This window comes from Endobacterium cereale, assembly GCF_009617585.1.
GTDB classification, from domain to species: domain Bacteria; phylum Pseudomonadota; class Alphaproteobacteria; order Rhizobiales; family Rhizobiaceae; genus Neorhizobium; species Neorhizobium cereale.
Window position 1 is genome coordinate 41032 of the sequence record NZ_WIXI01000036.1, and the last position, 16188, is coordinate 57219.

Below are 16188 nucleotides of genomic sequence, written 5' to 3' on the forward strand. Positions count from 1 at the left end.
CGTAGCCGCTTTCTCTAAACCCTTCGCCAATCGGCGGCAATGGCTCAAATCGGGTTCAATCTTCCGCAGGCAAGGCCTCGATGATCACGAAGGCCTGTGCGTAGGGGTATTCGTCGGTGATGGTGATATGGATGACAGGCTTGTGACCGGCCGGGATCATCGATGCCAATCGCTCGCCGGCACCGTTGGTCAGCTTCATGGTCGGTTTGCCGCCGGGCATGTTGATCACGCCCATGTCACGCCAGAAGACGCCATAGGCGATGCCTGTTCCAAGCGCCTTGGAACAGGCTTCCTTGGCCGCAAAACGCTTGGCATAGGAGGCGGCGCGATTCTTGCGGCCATCGGACTTGGCGCGCTCGACCTCGGTGAAAACCCGATGAGTGAACCGTTCGCCAAAACGCTCGATCGATTTTTCCACGCGCCTGATGTCGATGAGGTCGCTGCCCATGCCGATGATCATTGCTGTCGTCTCCTCATCAAATGCCCGTCTTATTCAAATGCCTGACTTGACCATGGCATGCAGTCTTGCCGCCATGCGCTCGCGCCTGCGCGCGCGAAACCTTTTCACACCCATATAGGTCGCGGCGTAAACGACAACCCCACAGAAAATGGCGGGTGGAAGACAGCCGATCAACATGGGCTTCAGAACCGGCTGCCAAAGCTCGGCAAAACGCAGGGTGCGGACAAGCTCGGCCAGATCCAGCTGTTTGCCGGCAACCTGCCCGGCGGCACCGCCGGGATGACCAAGCATGAAATGCCCGATTTCCCAACTGGCCGACCAGATGAGCGGAAATGTCAGGGGATTGGCGACAAGCGTGCCGAGAGCGGCAGCAACCAGACTACCGCGCAGAAGGAAGGCAAGCGCGATGGCGAGCGGGATATGAAAACCGAGAAAGGGCGTCCAGCCGATCATGACGCCTGCGGCAATGCCGGAGGCAACCCCATGCGGCGAAGCGCTGATGCGTGCGGCGCGCAATCCGTAATAACGGAGATTTCTGGTCACTCCCTTGCGGGGCCAGACGGCGTTGCGGATTTTTTCAGCCCATCCGGCAGGGCTTCGGCGACGAAACGGCATGGATCAGCATCTAGGACGATAGCTGACAAAAGCCAAGAGCGGCGCGGTGAAGCGCCGCCGCGATCATATCAATCAGAGACCCTTGCGGAACATGCCGCGGTCAACCTGACGCATGCGGTATTCCAGCTCGATAGCATCGTTGGACTCATTGAGGTATGCCATTTCACGCTCCTGTACCGACGGGGCGCGAAGGGCGCGGGCAAACTGGCGAAGTGGCTTGAACATCTCTTGGGTTCCTTGGTTTGGATGTCCATTAGATACGGCTTTTCAATCGATTTGACCAACGCTAAGCCGATGCGTCAGCCATGCGTCAAACGCATATCGCGTTAATGTGACGTTTTGACATGCGCACGAATTAGGCAGGCAGGAGCGATTTCAGCGCGCGCGCCGGGCAGCCCGATTGTACAAGCTCATCACTCCAACAAAAACGACGACGAAAAGACCGCCAGAAACGGTAAAAAACCGAAATAGCTATCGAAGGTCCAGGCAACGAGCGGGATGCGCATCGGCATCCTAATCAAAACATAGACGGCACCGGCGCAGACGAGAACCGCAAAAATCAGCAGCCGATGGTAGCCACGACGACATCAAATATTTTCTCCAACCATGACATTCGCTTTTCTCCTGCCACACCTCAGGAACATGGCCGATAGCGAGCACCTCGCACCTCGGTAGCTCGCCGCCTACTCTCACGCGGTAATCAGAGCCGAAATGTCAGTCGTAGATGCGTCGAACGCTCGAGACGCAGTCGAGGTCCTTCACCTGGGTCAGCAACTGATTAAGCTGGCGCACATCCCAGACCTCGACCTCCATCTCGATCTCGGAAAAATCGGCCGCGCGGCTGCTGCCCATTTTCAGGGTGCGGATATTGATATCGAGATTGGCCACCGCCTGCGCGACGGTTGCGAGCGTCCCCGGTTCGTTGATCGTGTTGAAGAACACACGGGCAAGGAAACGCGACTTGTTTGCCTCGTCGATATCCCAGCGCACATCGATCCAGCTTTCCGGGTGATCGTCGAACCGCTGCAAGGCCGACGCCTGGATCGGATAGATTGTGATCCCCTTGCCCTTTTCCATGATGCCGACGATGCGATCGCCCGGCACCGCTCCCGCCGGCGCGAACTGGACGGGCAAATTGCCCGAAAGCCCGCGGATCGGCAGAGGTCCGGGCCCGGTGCCGTCCTGCACGCTGGCAGCCGCCGCCTGTTCGGCGGTGCGCGGCGCATCAGGCAGCTTGAACATCATGCCTTGTGCGCTCTGCATGTTGAACCAGCCCTGATCGGCAGACGGCTTTACCGTGGTGCGCTCGTCCTTGTAATCGGGGAAAACCGCACGTACGACATCGAGCGACGACAGTTCGCCGCGGCCAACGGCCGCCACGGCATCCTCGACATCCTTGTGGCCGAGACGGAATAGCGCCGGCTTGAGCGCATCCTTGGAAAAGGTTTTTCCGGCACGCTCGAAAGTGCGCTCCAGAATGCGGTGGCCGAGGCCGGAATACTGCTTGCGGATCGCCATGCGAGTGGCGCGGCGAATGGCGGCGCGCGCCTTGCCTGTCACGACGATTTCTTCCCAGGCGGCCGGTGGCACCTGCACGCCGGAGCGGATCACCTCCACTTCATCGCCGTTCGAAAGACGGGTGACAAGCGGCATGATGCGGCCGTTGATCTTGGCGCCGACCGTGGTGTCGCCGATATCGGTATGGACGGCATAAGCAAAGTCGATCGGGGTTGCGCCGCGCGGCAGTGCGATCAGCTTGCCTTTCGGCGTGAAGCAGAACACCTGATCCTGAAACAGTTCGAGCTTGGTGTGCTCGAGAAACTCTTCCGGGTTGTCGCCCTCGGCCAGTTGCTCGATCGTGCGGCGCAGCCAGGAATAGGCATTGCTCTCCTTTGACAGCAATTCGCCATCGCTGCCGACGCCATCCTTGTAGAGCGCATGCGCTGCAATACCGAATTCGGCGATCTCATGCATGCGCCGGGTGCGGATCTGCAGCTCGATTCGCTGGCGCGACGGGCCGACAATGGTGGTGTGCAGCGAGCGGTAATCGTTCTGCTTCGGCGTCGAGATATAATCCTTGAACCGGCCGGGCACGACGCGCCAGCGGGTGTGGACGATCCCCAGCGCACGATAACAATCGGCCAGCTCCGATACGAAGAGGCGAAAACCGTAAACGTCCGAAAGCTGCTCGAAGGACAGCGACTTGGACTGCATCTTGCGGAAGACGGAATACGGCTTTTTCTGCCGGCCCTTGACGGTCGCATCCTTGAGGCCGCTGGCGACCAGCAACTCCCTCAACTCGTCCTCGATCTTGGTGACGAGGCCTTCGTTGCGACCGGACAGTTCGGCCAGCCGCTTGGTGACCGTTTCATAGGCTTCCGGGTTGATGTGGCGGAAGGACAGGTCTTCCAGTTCCTCGCGCATGTCCTGCATACCCATGCGGCCGGCGAGCGGCGCATAGATATCCATCGTCTCTTCGGAAATGCGGGCACGCTTGTCCGCCGCCATATGATCGAGCGTGCGCATGTTGTGCAGGCGGTCAGCCAATTTGACCAACAGCACGCGCACGTCATCTGAAATGGCGAGCAGCAGCTTTCTGAGGTTTTCGGCCTGCTTGGCCTTTTTGGAAACCAGATCGAGCCGCTTGAGCTTGGTCAGGCCTTCGACAAGACGGCCGATATCTTCGCCGAACAGTTCATCGATCTCGGCGCGGGTCGCCGTGGTATCCTCGATCGTATCGTGCAAAAGCGCGACCGCGATGGTCGACTCGTCGAGATGCATGTCGGTGAGAATGGCGGCAACTTCCAGCGGGTGCGAAATATAGGGATCGCCGCTGGCGCGCTTCTGCAGGCCATGCTTCTGCATGGCATAGACATAGGCCTTGTTGAGAAGAGCTTCGTTCGCATCGGGCTTGTATCGCTGGACCCGCTCGACGAGCTCGTATTGCCGCATCATTCTGGAACCGGTCCCTCGAAATGCCCCCATGTGAGATGAAGGGGGGAGAAACGAAAAATGGCGCGCCGATCAGAAGACCGGCGCAGCCATCAAAGAGAAGACATACAGATTGGGGCAAGAGGATGAACGCTTCCTGCCCATGATCCGATCAATCTTAGTAGTCGTCGCTCTTTTCCGGCGGCACGAGGCCTTCGATACCGGCCAGCAGTTCTTCTTCCGACATCTGGTCGAAGTTGACGGCTTCCGGAGCGTCTTCTTCCTCGATGCCATCGCCGGCTGCATTGGCAGCGATGAGGCTCGACGGATCGGGCTCCGGCTCGTCCACTTCCACATGCTTCTGCAGCGAGTGGATCAGGTCTTCCTTCAGGTCGTCCGGCGACAGCGTTTCGTCGGCGATTTCGCGCAGAGCCACGACCGGGTTCTTGTCGTTGTCGCGATCGATGGTGATCGAGGCGCCCTGCGAAATCTGGCGAGCGCGGTGGCTGGCGAGCAGGACGAGCTCGAAGCGGTTGTCAACTTTGTCGATGCAATCTTCTACGGTGACGCGGGCCATTGCCTGTCCTTCTTGATTGGTCTTTCAGGGATTGACACGCCCGATACAGGCATTGGCGGCAAAATTCAAGTTTTTGTTGACATGGGTGGTGCGCGTGGTGGCCGCAACTCACGACAATTATCTTATGACCATAATTGGTGCTTGGATTCCCGAGCGCCACAGCATAAATCACTTTTATATCACCATTACGTAATGTAACACTTATTCTTGCGGATCAAGCTACAAATTGCGTAGACTGGATAGTTGGCTGATCCCGCCACGTATTTTTAAGGGAGTGGAGGTTTAATGTTCGACCCTAGGGAGAAGATTGCGCTTTTTATAGATGGCGCGAATCTTTACGCGGCTTCCAAAAGCCTCGGCTTCGATATTGACTATCGTAAGCTGCTGAAGGCTTTTCAGAAGCGCGGCTATCTCCTGCGCGCCTATTATTACACAGCTCTGATTGAGGATCAGGAATACTCGTCCATCCGGCCGTTGATCGATTGGCTCGACTACAACGGCTACAAGGTCATCACCAAACCAGCCAAGGAATTCACTGATTCCATGGGCCGCCGCAAGGTGAAGGGCAATATGGACATAGAGCTGGCAATTGACGCCATGGAGCAATCGGAGACCGCTGACCACTTGGTCATCTTCTCCGGAGACGGCGATTTCACGACGCTCGTTGAGGCCCTTCAGCGTAAAGGCCGCAAGGTTTCCGTCGTTTCGACGATGGCGACCCAGCCGCCGATGATCGCCGACGACCTGCGCCGCCAGGCCGACCACTTCATCGACCTTTCGTCGCTGAAGGCCGAAATCGGACGCGATCCGTCCGAACGGCCGCAGCGTCCGGTCGAACCGGTGGAACCCGCCGAACTCTGATGAGGACGGCATAAACAATAAAATAGGCGCCCGTTTTTCGGCGGCGCCTATTTTTGTTTCGGGTTAGAAAACACCATGCTTTTCGAACGCCCCACCGACGACATTCTTTACGACGCGCTGATCTCCCGCGACGCCGCCTACGAAGGCTTTGCCTGGGCAGCGGTGAAAACAACCGGCGTCTTCTGCCGCCTCACCTGCCCTGCCCGCAAACCGAAACGCGAGAACACCACATTTTACGGCACCATCGCCGAATGTATGGAGGCGGGTTTTCGCCCCTGCAGCCGTTGCCGGCCACTGGTGAAATTCGGCGAGACCGACCCCGTGGTGACGAAACTGGTGGAAGCACTCGACGCCGATCCATTCCGGCGTTGGAGCGAGGACGACGTGATTGCCGCCGGCATCGATCCATCCACGGCACGGCGGGCTTTCAAGCGCCGGTTTGGCCTGAGTTTTCTGGAAATGGCGCGGCTGCGGCGCATGGGCAAGGCAGCCGACGTGCTGAATGAGGGCGCGAGCGTGATCGACGCGCAGCTCGATGCCGGCTTTGAATCCGGCAGCGGCTTTCGCAGTGCCGTCACCAAAATGTTCGGCGAGGCCCCGGCAAAACTGCGCGGCAAAAATCTGTTACGCGCCGACTGGATCGAAACGCCGATCGGCCCGATGATCGCCATTGCCGACAGCCATGCGCTACACATTCTCGAATTCGCTGAACGCAAGGCATTGCCAGCTGAAATTCGCCGCCTGCAGGCCGCGACCGGCAGCAGCATCGTCATGGGCCGCCATGCGCCGATCGACCAGATGGAATCTGAACTGAAAGCCTATTTCGCCGGCGAGGACACGAGCTTTTCCACCCGCATCGCCGGTCACGGCACACCCTTTCAGCGCCAGGTCTGGGATGCTCTCCGAAAAATTCCGTCGGGAGAAATCCGTTCCTATGGCGCGCTGGCGGCCAACATGAACCTGCCGTCCTCCACCCGTGCGGTTGCCGGTGCCAACGGCGCCAACCAGATCGCCATCGTGATCCCTTGCCACAGGGTGATCGCATCGGACGGTAGTTTGACCGGGTATGGTGGAGGTTTGTGGCGCAAACGCTGGCTGCTGGAGCATGAACGGCGAATGGTGGCGAAGACATAAGGCCTCGGAAGTGCTGGCCTATGATGTCGCCTCGGCGCTGCTGTCTTCCCGCTCGAACGTCCAATCGGAGGCGAAACACTCGAAGGTCTCGTCTCTCAGATAAAAGAGAAAATGACGATCTTCTCCCGTCTCTGATGACAGGACATGCCAGTCATCAGGCTGCAGCCTGACATCATCCTCGCCGGCCAATTCATAAAACTCGCCCCATATCGGAGCGGATCGGCTGTAACGGCACTGCCCACGGTACCAGCCCTCATCATTGGTGGCTCCAAGGCGCCAGCGCGTGCACCGGGCAAAGATGAGCGCGCCCTTTTTGTCTTCAGCGAAGTCATAGATTTGGGAATTCAACACGAAAGACAGGCGAGTAATTGCCTCCGTCACCGTCACGCTCGGATCCGGCGAATTTGGCTCGGCATTCCAGCCTGCGTTCAATCGGCGAAACTCAGGCAGGAACACGACGTCTCCAAATCCGGCGAAACGGAAGGGTGGGCTAAGATCACCCCGTCTTCAGCAACCGCGATTTCTGCCTGTTCCAGTCGCGTTCCTTCTCGGTCTCGCGCTTGTCATGCAGCTTCTTGCCCTTGGCGAGCGCCAGTTCCAGCTTGGCCCGGCCCTTTTCGTTGAAATAAATCTTCAACGGTACCAGCGTCATGCCTTCGCGGTTGATACCGACACGCATGCGGCTGATCTCGCGCTTCGACAAGAGCAGTTTGCGGCGGCGGCGCGGTTCGTGGTTGAAGCGGTTGGCCTGCAGATATTCCGGCAGATGGCTGTTGATCAGCCAGATCTCGTTACCTTCGTCAGATGCATAGGATTCGGCGATATTGGCCTTGCCTTCGCGCAGTGATTTCACCTCGGTGCCGGTCAGCACGATGCCTGCCTCGTAGGTGTCGAGGATCTCGTAATTGAAGCGGGCCTTGCGATTTTCCGCGACTATCTTGTTGACCGTGCGCTGGCTGCCTCTGGGGGCCATGGGATGTCTTCCGTCTCGCCATCTGAAACAAGTGTCCCCGGCCTTGGCGAGGACCGGGGTTCTGTCAGTCATATCTAGTGCGTGCAGTGCCGAAAGTGAAGCACCGCCTTACGACGATGCCTCGTAATGCCTCAGTTCAACAGGCCGGCATGGCGCAGCGCCGCATCGATCGCCGCTTCGGTTGCCGGCTCCAGCGTCGACATCAGTGGCGAACGCACGGTGCGGTTCATCCCGCGCGTGCGGTTTAGCGCATATTTGGCGCCACACAGGCCCGGTTCCATGAAGATTGCCTTGTGCAGCGGCATCAGGCGATCCTGATAATCCAGCGCCGCCCTGAAATCGCCGGCGGCGGTGGCTGCCTGGAACTCGGCAGAAAGGCGCGGCGCAACGTTGGCCACAACCGAAATGCAGCCTACACCGCCATGGGCGTTGAAGCCGAGCGCCGTCGCATCCTCACCTGACAGCTGGATAAAATCCTTGCCGCAAGTGATGCGCTGCTCGGAAACGCGTTCGATCTTGCCCGTCGCATCCTTGACGCCGATGATGTTCTTGTGTGCCTTGACCAGCGCGCCCATCGTTTCCGGGCTCATGTCGATGACCGAGCGCGGCGGAATGTTGTAGATGATGATCGGCAGTTTGGTCGCTTCGGCGACGGCGGAAAAATGCGCAAACAGGCCCTTCTGGGTAGGCTTGTTATAATAGGGCGTAACCACGAGGATGGCGTCGGCACCAGCTTTTTCAGCATGGACGGCAAGCTCGATCGATTCGCGCGTGTTGTTGGAACCGGCGCCGGCAATCACCGGCACGCGACCGGCGGCCGCTTCGATACAGAGCTCGACAACGCGGTTATGCTCGGCATGCGACAGGGTTGGCGATTCGCCCGTGGTGCCGACCGGTACAAGACCGGAGCTGCCTTCGGTGATCTGCCAGTCCACATGGTCCGCAAAGGCCTGCTCGTCGACCGCGCCCTCCGCCGTGAACGGGGTAACAAGAGCGGGCATCGATCCCTTGAACATGCAAAAACTCTCCTCGGCGGCCCAGAATCTTTGAAGATTCATGCTTCGGCCCTAATCCAATTTTATAGGCAAAATCCTATTCGGCGGGCACCATAGATTGCTGTCGATCCGCCGACAAGCGCAGCCATGACGCTTTCGTGACGATCCGGTCACGGAAAAGCACGCATTTGCTTGAATACGGTAAGGAATCGTTAATCGGCCTGGTCGCTAATCGATGGTATAAAGGATCATGTCGATGGCGTGTGATCCCGCAAGAGAATGAGGATTGCCGAAGCTGCAGGACGGGGCGGTTCCAAAGGTTTCAGGCACAAAGTTCGTGGACGGTGAATGAGAAAAAATGTTCTGATCCTTGCAGGCCTTGGCCTCGGATTGACCGCAGGCCTTTTCGACCTGCGCATGAGCATTGCTGCGTCGTTGCCGGAAGGTCCGGTCCCGCTGCCTTTCGTCAAACCGGATGCACCCCGGCCGAATGCGCCCGCCCGGCCACCGATGTCTTCTCCCGACATTACCGGTTCTATCCCCTCACCTTCGCTGCCGCAGCGCGGCGGTCGCCTCGGTATGGTCAGCCAGCTGAAAACCGGGCTTGATGCGCTTTCCGCGCGTGATGCCGGCACCGCGATTGCGACCCGCAACAGCCTGCCCGCCGGCTCGCTCGACCGCCAGATCCTCACCTGGGCAATCGCAACGTCCGGCCTCAACGGTGTGCCCTCTTTCGAGATTGCAAATGCACAGCGCGAATTGCGCGGCTGGCCGGGGCTCACCCGCCTGCGTGCCAACTCGGAGCGCGCGCTTTACCGCGAAAATCCGGCCCCGGCTTCCGTGCTTGCCGCCTTCGGCAACAGTGCGGCCGAAACGCCGGAAGGCGCGATGGTCCTCGCCCGCGCTCTGGTCACCTCCGGAGACAGCAAACGCGCCGCCACCGTGCTGCGCACGATCTGGACCGGTGAGGCGCTGGACAAGGGCACCGAGGACAAGATCCTCAAGGAATTTTCCGGCCTTCTCTCCACTGCCGACCATAAGGCTCGCATGGATTACCTGATGTATCGCGGACGCACGGCGCAGGCCGAGCGGTTCGCCGATCTCGGCCGCGCGCAGTCGCTCTACAAGGCATGGGCCGCCGTTGCCACGAAGAGCAAAAATGCCGATCAACTTCTGCAGGCGGCATCCGCCAACTGGAGCAAGGACCCGGCCTATCTGTTTTCCACGATCGAGAACCTGCGCCATCAGGACCGTTACCGCGAGGCAGCCAGCCTGCTCGACAAGGCACCGCGGGATGCCACCCGGCTCGTCAATGGCGGCGAATGGTGGAACGAGCGCCGCATCATCGCACGCGGCCTGGCCGACAAGGGTGACTTTGCCGAGGCCTATCGTGTCGCCTCCCACCACATGGCGACTGCCGCCACGGATATCGTCGACGCGGAATTTCATGCCGGCTGGTATGCGCTGCGCGCGCTCAAGAACCCGACAGACGCTGAAAAACATTTTCGCGCAATCCTGAATACCTCGACGCGACCGCTTTCGGCGTCGCGCGCGCTCTACTGGCTCGGCCGCTCCGCCGAAGCCGGCGGCCCCGGCAAGGCAGCTGATTTTTACCGGCAGGCCGCACAATATTCCGGCACATTCTACGGCCAGTTGGCAGCAGCCAAACTCGGCACGAAGGTACTGAACGTTTCCTATCCCGCACCAAGCGATAGCGACCGACGCAATTTCGAGAACCGCGAAGTGGTGCGCGCCATCGACCGGCTGGATGCGGCCGGCCATGATTCGCGTGCAAACGCACTATACCGCGCACTGGCCGACGAGATCACCAGCCCCGGCGAACTCGCCATTCTGACCGCACGCGCAGAAAAGAACGGCGACCATGCGCTGTCTTTGCAGATCGGTAAATCCGCCTTTGCGCGCGGCATCGAGGTGGCGGCACTTGCTTACCCGACCGGCGTCATCCCCTCCTCCGCGAATATTGCCGGCTCCGGCAAGGCGCTGGCTTATGCCATCGCCCGCCAGGAAAGCGCCTTCAACCCGGCCGCCATTTCACCGGCCGATGCGCGCGGCCTGCTGCAAATTCTTCCGGGCACCGCCAAAGGCGTCGCCGGTCGTCACGGCATTACCTACACGGCCGCCAAACTCACAACCGACGCCGGTTATAACGCCACGCTTGGTGCCCATTATCTCGGCGAGCAGATCGACAGTTTTGGTGGCTCCTACATCCTCACCTTCATCGCCTATAATGCCGGTCCGCGCCGCGTGCCGGATTGGGTCGCCCGCTATGGCGATCCGCGCGGCAAATCGCTGGATGAGGTGATCGACTGGATCGAGCGCATCCCCTTCCCCGAAACCCGCAATTACGTGCAGCGGGTGATGGAGAATTACCAGGTCTACAAGACACGTCTCGGCCAGACGGCTGATATCGAGGATGATCTGAGGTTCGGGCGGCGATAAGCCGAAAACGACGACATGTGCTGTTTCATCGTTTGTTGCCCACAGCCATCCGACATCAAGGCCTCGCACATTCAGCATCCACAACGAAAAAGCCCGCGGAGATGATCCGCGGGCTTCTTTGTCTCTTGCGAGATCCGATTAGAACGAACGCTGCAGACGCAGGAAGCCGTCCCAACGATCGCCATCGCCAACGCCAGCAAGATCAACGTCTACGCTGGTGTAGTTGACGGTGGCCTTAGCCTTCAGGTTGGTGGTGATTTCGTAGTCGGCCGTTACGCCAACGCGCCATGCATCGCCGCCATCATAATCGCTATCGCCGTAAACCGGCAGGATATTAGACCAGTACTGAGCACCGGGCGTGATAGCGAGCTTGTCGGAAACCTTGATAGCGTATTCAGCACCAATGCTCCATTCGGAGAAGTCCCAGTAACGCGACGGGCCGAAGGAGTAGACGCCGAAGACGCCGAGGGTACCTGGGCCGATTTCGGCAGCGAGTGTCGAAGCGATGACGCCATCGTCGAAGTCGAAGTCGTAAGCACCGAACAGATCGATAGCAACGCCACCGAACTTGCCAGCGATCATGGCGTTGACGCCAAGTTCGTCTTCATTGCCAGGAACGAAATCCCCAGCGCCGTTAACAAAACCACCGGTCTTCCAGCCGTCCTGCGAGTCGAAAGCGTCAGCCTGGATGTAGGCCTGGAAAGAGCCGCCGTCGAACGTGTAACGGATAGAGTTGTTCAGAGTGTCGCCACCGATATAACCGAAATCGCTGCCGAGCGGACCACCGTCAGACAGAACAGTTTCGCCCGGAAGGCCGTTATCGAAGTAGCCGTAGAAGTAACCGACCTGCAGGCCGCCGAGCTGGATGATGGCTTCATCCACGAAGAAATCCTGGCTGCCGCCGTTGGTGTCGGCTTCAAGGCTGATCGACGAACCGAGCGTGCCGAGTTCCGTGTCGGACTTGGCGGCGATGGTCAGGTAACCACGGGTATTGGTGCGGTAGCCGCCTTCCTGAAAGCGACCGCCTGCGGGGCCGTCGAAATCGAAATCGCTACGGCCGTCGACCTGGACGCGAACATAACCGCCGATCTTGAGGCAGGTTTCGGTGCCCGGGATGTAGAAATAGCCGGTGCCGAACGCGTCGCAGACGCGTACGTATTCCATGGGTTCCGGTTCGGCAGCGACGATAGCGTCGGCCGCCTGGGCGCCGGAAACGGCTGCCAGCGCAGCTGCGGAGCCGAGAAGAAGGCTTTTGATGTTCATTGGTCATTCCCCGATTTGGCGAGTCATTCTTACGGGGTCCAACGTACATGTGCATAACTTGCTTTCAAGCAAATCCGGCACTGCTAATGCGCCTCGCCACATAGTTGCGACACCTGCGTCACTTTTATGTCACAACTTATTGCAGTGCACACAGTCTTTCCACACCCTGCCGGATTTTTCATCTTCGGTCGAATCGAAACCAAAGCCGACGAAGGCCCAAAACAGAAAAGCCCGGCCAAAGGCCGGGCTTCCCGATCAAACCTGAAAGGTCAGATTAGAACGAACGCTGCAGACGGAAGAAGCCGTCCCAACGGTCAGCAGATTCTACGCCGTTGTCTACGTCGGTGTAGTTAACAGTTGCCTTAGCAGTCAGGCCCTGGGTGATCTTGTAGTCGGCAGTTACGCCAACGCGCCAAGCGTCACCACCAACGTAGTCGCCGGTGCCGTAGTTACGGGTAACGTTATCCCAGTACTGAGCGCCCGGGGTGATCGAGAACTTGTCGGTTACAGCGATTGCGTATTCTGCACCGATGCTCCACTCGGAGAAGTCCCAGTAAGCGGACGGGCCGGTCGAGTATACGCCGAAGACGCCGAGCTTGCCCGGGCCGATTTCAGCCGACAGGGTCGAAGCGATAACGCCGTCTTCCCAATCGAAGTCGTAGGCGCCGAACAGGTCGATCGATACGCCGCCGAACTTGCCAGCGATCATGGCGTTAACGCCAACTTCGTCCTGCGTGTCAACGATACCGTTGTCGAACTTCCAGCCAGCTTCCGAGTTGAAAGCGTCAGCCTGGATGTAGGCCTGGAAAGCGCCGCCATCGAAGGTGTAACGGATGGAGTTGTTCAGCGTGTCGCCAGCGATGTAGCCGCTACCGAACGGGCCGCCGTCCGAAAGAACGGTTTCGCCCGGAAGGCCGTTATCGAAGTAGTTGTAGAACTGACCAACGCGGAGACCACCGATTTCGAGGTAGGTTTCTTCGAGGTAGAAGTCCGAGTCGCTGTTCGTGTTGGCGCGCAGCGTGATCTTGGAAGCGAGCGTGCCGAGTTCCGTGTCAGACTTGGCGTCGAACTGGAGCTGAGCGCGGGTGTTGGTGCGGTAACCGCCCTGCTGACCGGTCAGGTCGAAGTCCGAACGACCGTCAACCTGTACACGAACGTAACCACCGATCTTGAGGCAGGTTTCGGTGCCCGGGATGTAGAAGTAGCCGGTGCCGAAAGCGTCGCAAACGCGGACGTATTCCATGGGCTCAGGTTCAGCAGCAACGATAGCGTCGGCAGCCTGTGCGCCAGATACAGCAGCGAGAGCTGCTGCGGAGCCGAGAAGAAGGCTCTTGATGTTCATGTTTGACCTCCAGTCAAAGTTACATAAGGGTCTGGGTTCTTATAGCTGAAGGACAGCATTCCCTGCCCCATCCCCATCGGTATTCGAAAACGTGCGATCCACCGCCGCGCTTCCGAGAGTGAAAATACAAGACCGCGCCGCGCACGCAATCTTGAACTGGGAGAATTGCGGTTCGCCATGCCCGCTTCCAATCCCGCTGTTGCGGAAAGGCCACAAAACGGCCGTTGAGGATCGTTCAATTTTTACAAATCCTTAACAATTGCCTTGAGACGCAGGCACTTAGCCGCCGAAAGACTGTCCTGTCGGCCTGTGGAGAAGCGCGGATTCGCAGCCGACCCAGGGATTTTCAAAGGTGATTCCAGAAAGTCTGCATCCTGCAATTTCAGAGTCGGCTGGCAACAACCCACCATTTGGCCCAGCCGGCAGAATCGATGCGAGAATCGGAATCGGTTGCCCGGGTAGTCCGCCGGTGAACAAGCAGGCCCGAAACCAGGAATCGGAAATGCGCCGCTGCAAGCACATGGCTCGACCGGCGCTGGCGCACGTTCAACATATCCATGTCAGGGAAAATTCGTTTGATGGCGGAGAGGATGGGATTCGAACCCACGATACCCTCTCGGGTATACTCCCTTAGCAGGGGAGCGCCTTCGACCACTCGGCCACCTCTCCGGTGAGGTGGTGATTATTCGGGAAGAATCGTGATTGCAAGGTCTTTTCACGCCTTCGGCCATATTTCCTTATATTAGGGGCGGTTTTCCACGCCCCTATTAAAGGTCAGCCGAGCAGAAGCTTCAGATCGGCCGCCGTGTCTGCCAGCACGTCGCGATTCGGCTGCTTGCCCTGATCAAGCAGCCGCTTGCCGGTGGCATAGGCTTTTGCGTCATTGATAGCGTCGACCGCCACAAAGCGCCCATCTTTGAAATACCAAACGGAAACGCTGCCCGGACGCGCGCCTTCGCGCACGACGGTCTCGTCGAAACCGAGATTGAAGCCCGCTATTTGCAGTTTCACATCATACTGGTCCGACCAGAACCACGGTTTGGCATCATAGGCGATATCTTCCCCCGTCATCACCACGGCAGCGGCCTCGGCCTGGTCGATGGCGTTCTGCACCGATTCGAGCCGCACCCGTTCGCCGCGCCATGGCAGACTTGTGCAGTCACCGACCGCAAAAATCGAACTGTCGGAGGTTCGGGCGAATTCATTGACGATGATTCCATTGCCGACGTCGAGCCCGCAGTCGCTGGCCAGCTGATCATTGGCCGCAACGCCGATACCGACGATGACGGCATCCACCTCGATAACGGTGCCATCGGACAGCTCGGCTGCCGCCACGCGACCTTCCTTGCCGATCAGTCGCTTCAGACCGGTGTTTTCCAGAATGGCGACACCATGCTCCTTATGTATGTCACGCATGATGGCAGCCGTCTCGGCAGAGGCGACCCGCTTGAGGATACGGTCGGCCATTTCGATCAGCGTCACCTCAAGCCCGAATTTTTTCGCGACCGCCGCCGCTTCCAGCCCGATATAACCGCCGCCGATCACCAGCAGGCGACGACCTTCCTTCATTTCGGCTTCCAGACGATCGGCGTCGCGCTTGGCGCGCATCACGTAAACGCCGTCGAGATCGCCGCCGATTTCCGCCGGCAAGGTCCGCGGCGTGGCGCCGGTGGCAAGCACCAGTGTTTCGTAGGTGACGGTCGAGCCGTCCTGCAGTTTTACTTCTTTCCTCTGGCGATCGATCTCCTCCACGAAGGCGGACAGTCGCAGGTCGATCTGGTTTTCGGCAAACCATTCCGGCACGCGCAAAAGCAGGCGGTCGAATTCCATTTCGCCAGACAGATACTTTTTAGAGAGCGGCGGCCGCTGGTAGGGCGCAACGTCCTCGGCGCCGAGCATGGTGATCGGCCGCTCATCCTTCAGCGCTCTCAGCTTGGCGGCAAGCGCCAGTCCCGCCTGCCCTGCCCCGACGATTACCAGCCTGCCTGCAGTCACGTCATGCCCTCTTTATAATAGGAGCCCGCCGGATGCGGGCGCGAGACAGGGGTAAAGCCGTGCCGCGAAGCCGTCAACATAGGAGCGCTGTCGTCGACACTTCGGCACCGTGGCGTGCATCTGAACGGGATCAGCACCGCTCATTCAAATTTTACCGATGCGTTTCAATATGCGTCAGCGGAAACGCCGTAGACTGGATTACAGACAAGGACCCAGGGAGGGTCTGATGCCGATGATTGCGCCCGATATGACCAATATTCCGCGTGACAAGATTTACGAACAGTTCGAGGTCGACCGACCGGCCAAGATCATTTTTGTCGAACATCATCTCTCGACCAAACAGAACCTGCGCTGCCTGATCCGCAAAATGTCGATCTATGGCGCCGAGCTGGACGTCAGTCCCTATTTGGCCGTGCCCAGTCATTTCTTTCTGGAAATCCTCGGTATCCGTGACGAGATCGGCTGCACGCTGATCCGCCGCGAGGAGGAGAAGCTGACGATCGGCTTCAACATGCTGATCGACCCGGAATTTCTGCATCACGTCATTCGTCTGGGTTTCGACGCAGATCATTGGTGATGGTC

At 59.0% G+C, this 16188-nt stretch carries 15 protein-coding genes and 1 tRNA gene; 4 read left to right on the top strand and 12 right to left on the bottom strand.

The window, feature by feature from the left end; all coding sequences use genetic code 11:
- Window positions 1–55 precede the first annotated feature (55 nt).
- From acpS to rpoZ, 5 genes are all read right to left on the bottom strand, one after another.
- Window positions 56–460: a holo-ACP synthase gene (gene acpS, locus GAO09_RS06330; RefSeq protein ID WP_153353198.1), complete on the bottom strand. Its 405-nt coding sequence runs from the start codon at window positions 458–460 to the stop codon at window positions 56–58.
- 33 nt (window positions 461–493) lie between these two features.
- Window positions 494–1003: a DUF2062 domain-containing protein gene (locus GAO09_RS06335; RefSeq protein WP_458773774.1), complete on the bottom strand. Its 510-nt coding sequence runs from the start codon at window positions 1001–1003 to the stop codon at window positions 494–496.
- 144 nt (window positions 1004–1147) lie between these two features.
- The gene (locus tag GAO09_RS06340) at window positions 1148–1300 is read right to left on the bottom strand and encodes a DUF3563 family protein (protein WP_132273015.1); all 153 of its coding nucleotides are present in this window, start codon (window positions 1298–1300) and stop codon (window positions 1148–1150) included.
- 489 nt (window positions 1301–1789) lie between these two features.
- The gene (locus GAO09_RS06345; protein WP_153353200.1) at window positions 1790–4030 is read right to left on the bottom strand and encodes a RelA/SpoT family protein; all 2241 of its coding nucleotides are present in this window, start codon (window positions 4028–4030) and stop codon (window positions 1790–1792) included.
- A 154-nt stretch (window positions 4031–4184) separates the two neighbouring features.
- A complete protein-coding gene (gene rpoZ, locus GAO09_RS06350; RefSeq protein ID WP_153353201.1) occupies window positions 4185–4583 on the bottom strand; it encodes a DNA-directed RNA polymerase subunit omega in 399 nt (132 codons plus the stop codon).
- Between the two features lie 285 nt (window positions 4584–4868).
- On the opposite strand from rpoZ, the gene GAO09_RS06355 reads away from it, so the two are divergent.
- Together GAO09_RS06355 and GAO09_RS06360 are read left to right on the top strand one after the other, a co-directional pair.
- On the top strand, window positions 4869–5444 hold the full coding sequence (locus GAO09_RS06355) for a LabA-like NYN domain-containing protein (protein ID WP_153353202.1): 576 nt from the start codon (window positions 4869–4871) through the stop codon (window positions 5442–5444).
- 75 nt (window positions 5445–5519) lie between these two features.
- Window positions 5520–6578 (top strand): bifunctional transcriptional activator/DNA repair enzyme AdaA, encoded by a 1059-nt coding sequence (locus GAO09_RS06360; RefSeq protein ID WP_153353203.1) that lies wholly within the window; start codon window positions 5520–5522, stop codon window positions 6576–6578.
- Between the two features lie 18 nt (window positions 6579–6596).
- On the opposite strand, the gene GAO09_RS06365 is transcribed toward GAO09_RS06360, so the two are convergent.
- The 3 genes from GAO09_RS06365 to dapA form a co-directional block, all read right to left on the bottom strand.
- Entirely contained in the window at window positions 6597–6965 is a 369-nt protein-coding gene (locus GAO09_RS06365; protein WP_153353204.1) for a hypothetical protein, read from the bottom strand.
- A 109-nt stretch (window positions 6966–7074) separates the two neighbouring features.
- Entirely contained in the window at window positions 7075–7551 is a 477-nt protein-coding gene (gene smpB, locus GAO09_RS06370; RefSeq protein ID WP_153353205.1) for an SsrA-binding protein SmpB, read from the bottom strand.
- A 131-nt stretch (window positions 7552–7682) separates the two neighbouring features.
- Window positions 7683–8567 carry a 4-hydroxy-tetrahydrodipicolinate synthase gene (dapA, locus tag GAO09_RS06375; protein ID WP_153353206.1) on the bottom strand — a complete coding sequence of 295 codons (885 nt, stop codon included), beginning with the start codon at window positions 8565–8567 and terminating at the stop codon, window positions 7683–7685.
- Window positions 8568–8894: 327 nt separating this feature from the next.
- On the opposite strand from dapA, the gene GAO09_RS06380 reads away from it, so the two are divergent.
- Entirely contained in the window at window positions 8895–11006 is a 2112-nt protein-coding gene (locus GAO09_RS06380) for a lytic transglycosylase domain-containing protein (RefSeq protein ID WP_153353207.1), read from the top strand.
- A gap of 138 nt (window positions 11007–11144) precedes the next feature.
- Here the strand turns inward: GAO09_RS06380 and GAO09_RS06385 are convergent, their stop codons facing one another.
- From GAO09_RS06385 to GAO09_RS06400, 4 genes are all read right to left on the bottom strand, one after another.
- Window positions 11145–12269 (bottom strand): porin, encoded by a 1125-nt coding sequence (locus GAO09_RS06385; protein ID WP_153353208.1) that lies wholly within the window; start codon window positions 12267–12269, stop codon window positions 11145–11147.
- A gap of 274 nt (window positions 12270–12543) precedes the next feature.
- The gene (locus tag GAO09_RS06390; protein WP_153353209.1) at window positions 12544–13611 is read right to left on the bottom strand and encodes a porin; all 1068 of its coding nucleotides are present in this window, start codon (window positions 13609–13611) and stop codon (window positions 12544–12546) included.
- A gap of 579 nt (window positions 13612–14190) precedes the next feature.
- A tRNA-Ser gene (locus GAO09_RS06395) sits at window positions 14191–14280 on the bottom strand.
- A gap of 105 nt (window positions 14281–14385) precedes the next feature.
- Window positions 14386–15606, bottom strand: a complete 1221-nt coding sequence (locus GAO09_RS06400) for an NAD(P)/FAD-dependent oxidoreductase (protein WP_324185233.1) — start codon at window positions 15604–15606, stop codon at window positions 14386–14388.
- Between the two features lie 226 nt (window positions 15607–15832).
- Here GAO09_RS06400 and GAO09_RS06405 point away from each other — a divergent pair, with 226 nt between their 5' ends.
- Entirely contained in the window at window positions 15833–16183 is a 351-nt protein-coding gene (locus GAO09_RS06405; protein ID WP_153353210.1) for a hypothetical protein, read from the top strand.
- Window positions 16184–16188 lie beyond the last annotated feature (5 nt).

Excerpts from the sequence above, each read along its gene's own strand:
- rpoZ (WP_153353201.1), bottom strand. The coding sequence starts at position 4,583 with ATGGCCCGCGTCACCGTAGAAGATTGCATCGACAAAGTTGACAACCGC.
- GAO09_RS06355 (WP_153353202.1), top strand. The coding sequence starts at position 4,869 with ATGTTCGACCCTAGGGAGAAGATTGCGCTTTTTATAGATGGCGCGAAT.
- GAO09_RS06390 (WP_153353209.1), bottom strand. The coding sequence starts at position 13,611 with ATGAACATCAAGAGCCTTCTTCTCGGCTCCGCAGCAGCTCTCGCTGCT.
- acpS (WP_153353198.1), bottom strand. The coding sequence starts at position 460 with ATGATCATCGGCATGGGCAGCGACCTCATCGACATCAGGCGCGTGGAA.
- GAO09_RS06405 (WP_153353210.1), top strand. The coding sequence starts at position 15,833 with ATGCCGATGATTGCGCCCGATATGACCAATATTCCGCGTGACAAGATT.
- GAO09_RS06385 (WP_153353208.1), bottom strand. The coding sequence starts at position 12,269 with ATGAACATCAAAAGCCTTCTTCTCGGCTCCGCAGCTGCGCTGGCAGCC.
- GAO09_RS06345 (WP_153353200.1), bottom strand. The coding sequence starts at position 4,030 with ATGATGCGGCAATACGAGCTCGTCGAGCGGGTCCAGCGATACAAGCCC.
- dapA (WP_153353206.1), bottom strand. The coding sequence starts at position 8,567 with ATGTTCAAGGGATCGATGCCCGCTCTTGTTACCCCGTTCACGGCGGAG.
- GAO09_RS06340 (WP_132273015.1), bottom strand. The coding sequence starts at position 1,300 with ATGTTCAAGCCACTTCGCCAGTTTGCCCGCGCCCTTCGCGCCCCGTCG.
- GAO09_RS06360 (WP_153353203.1), top strand. The coding sequence starts at position 5,520 with ATGCTTTTCGAACGCCCCACCGACGACATTCTTTACGACGCGCTGATC.
- GAO09_RS06380 (WP_153353207.1), top strand. The coding sequence starts at position 8,895 with ATGAGAAAAAATGTTCTGATCCTTGCAGGCCTTGGCCTCGGATTGACC.
- smpB (WP_153353205.1), bottom strand. The coding sequence starts at position 7,551 with ATGGCCCCCAGAGGCAGCCAGCGCACGGTCAACAAGATAGTCGCGGAA.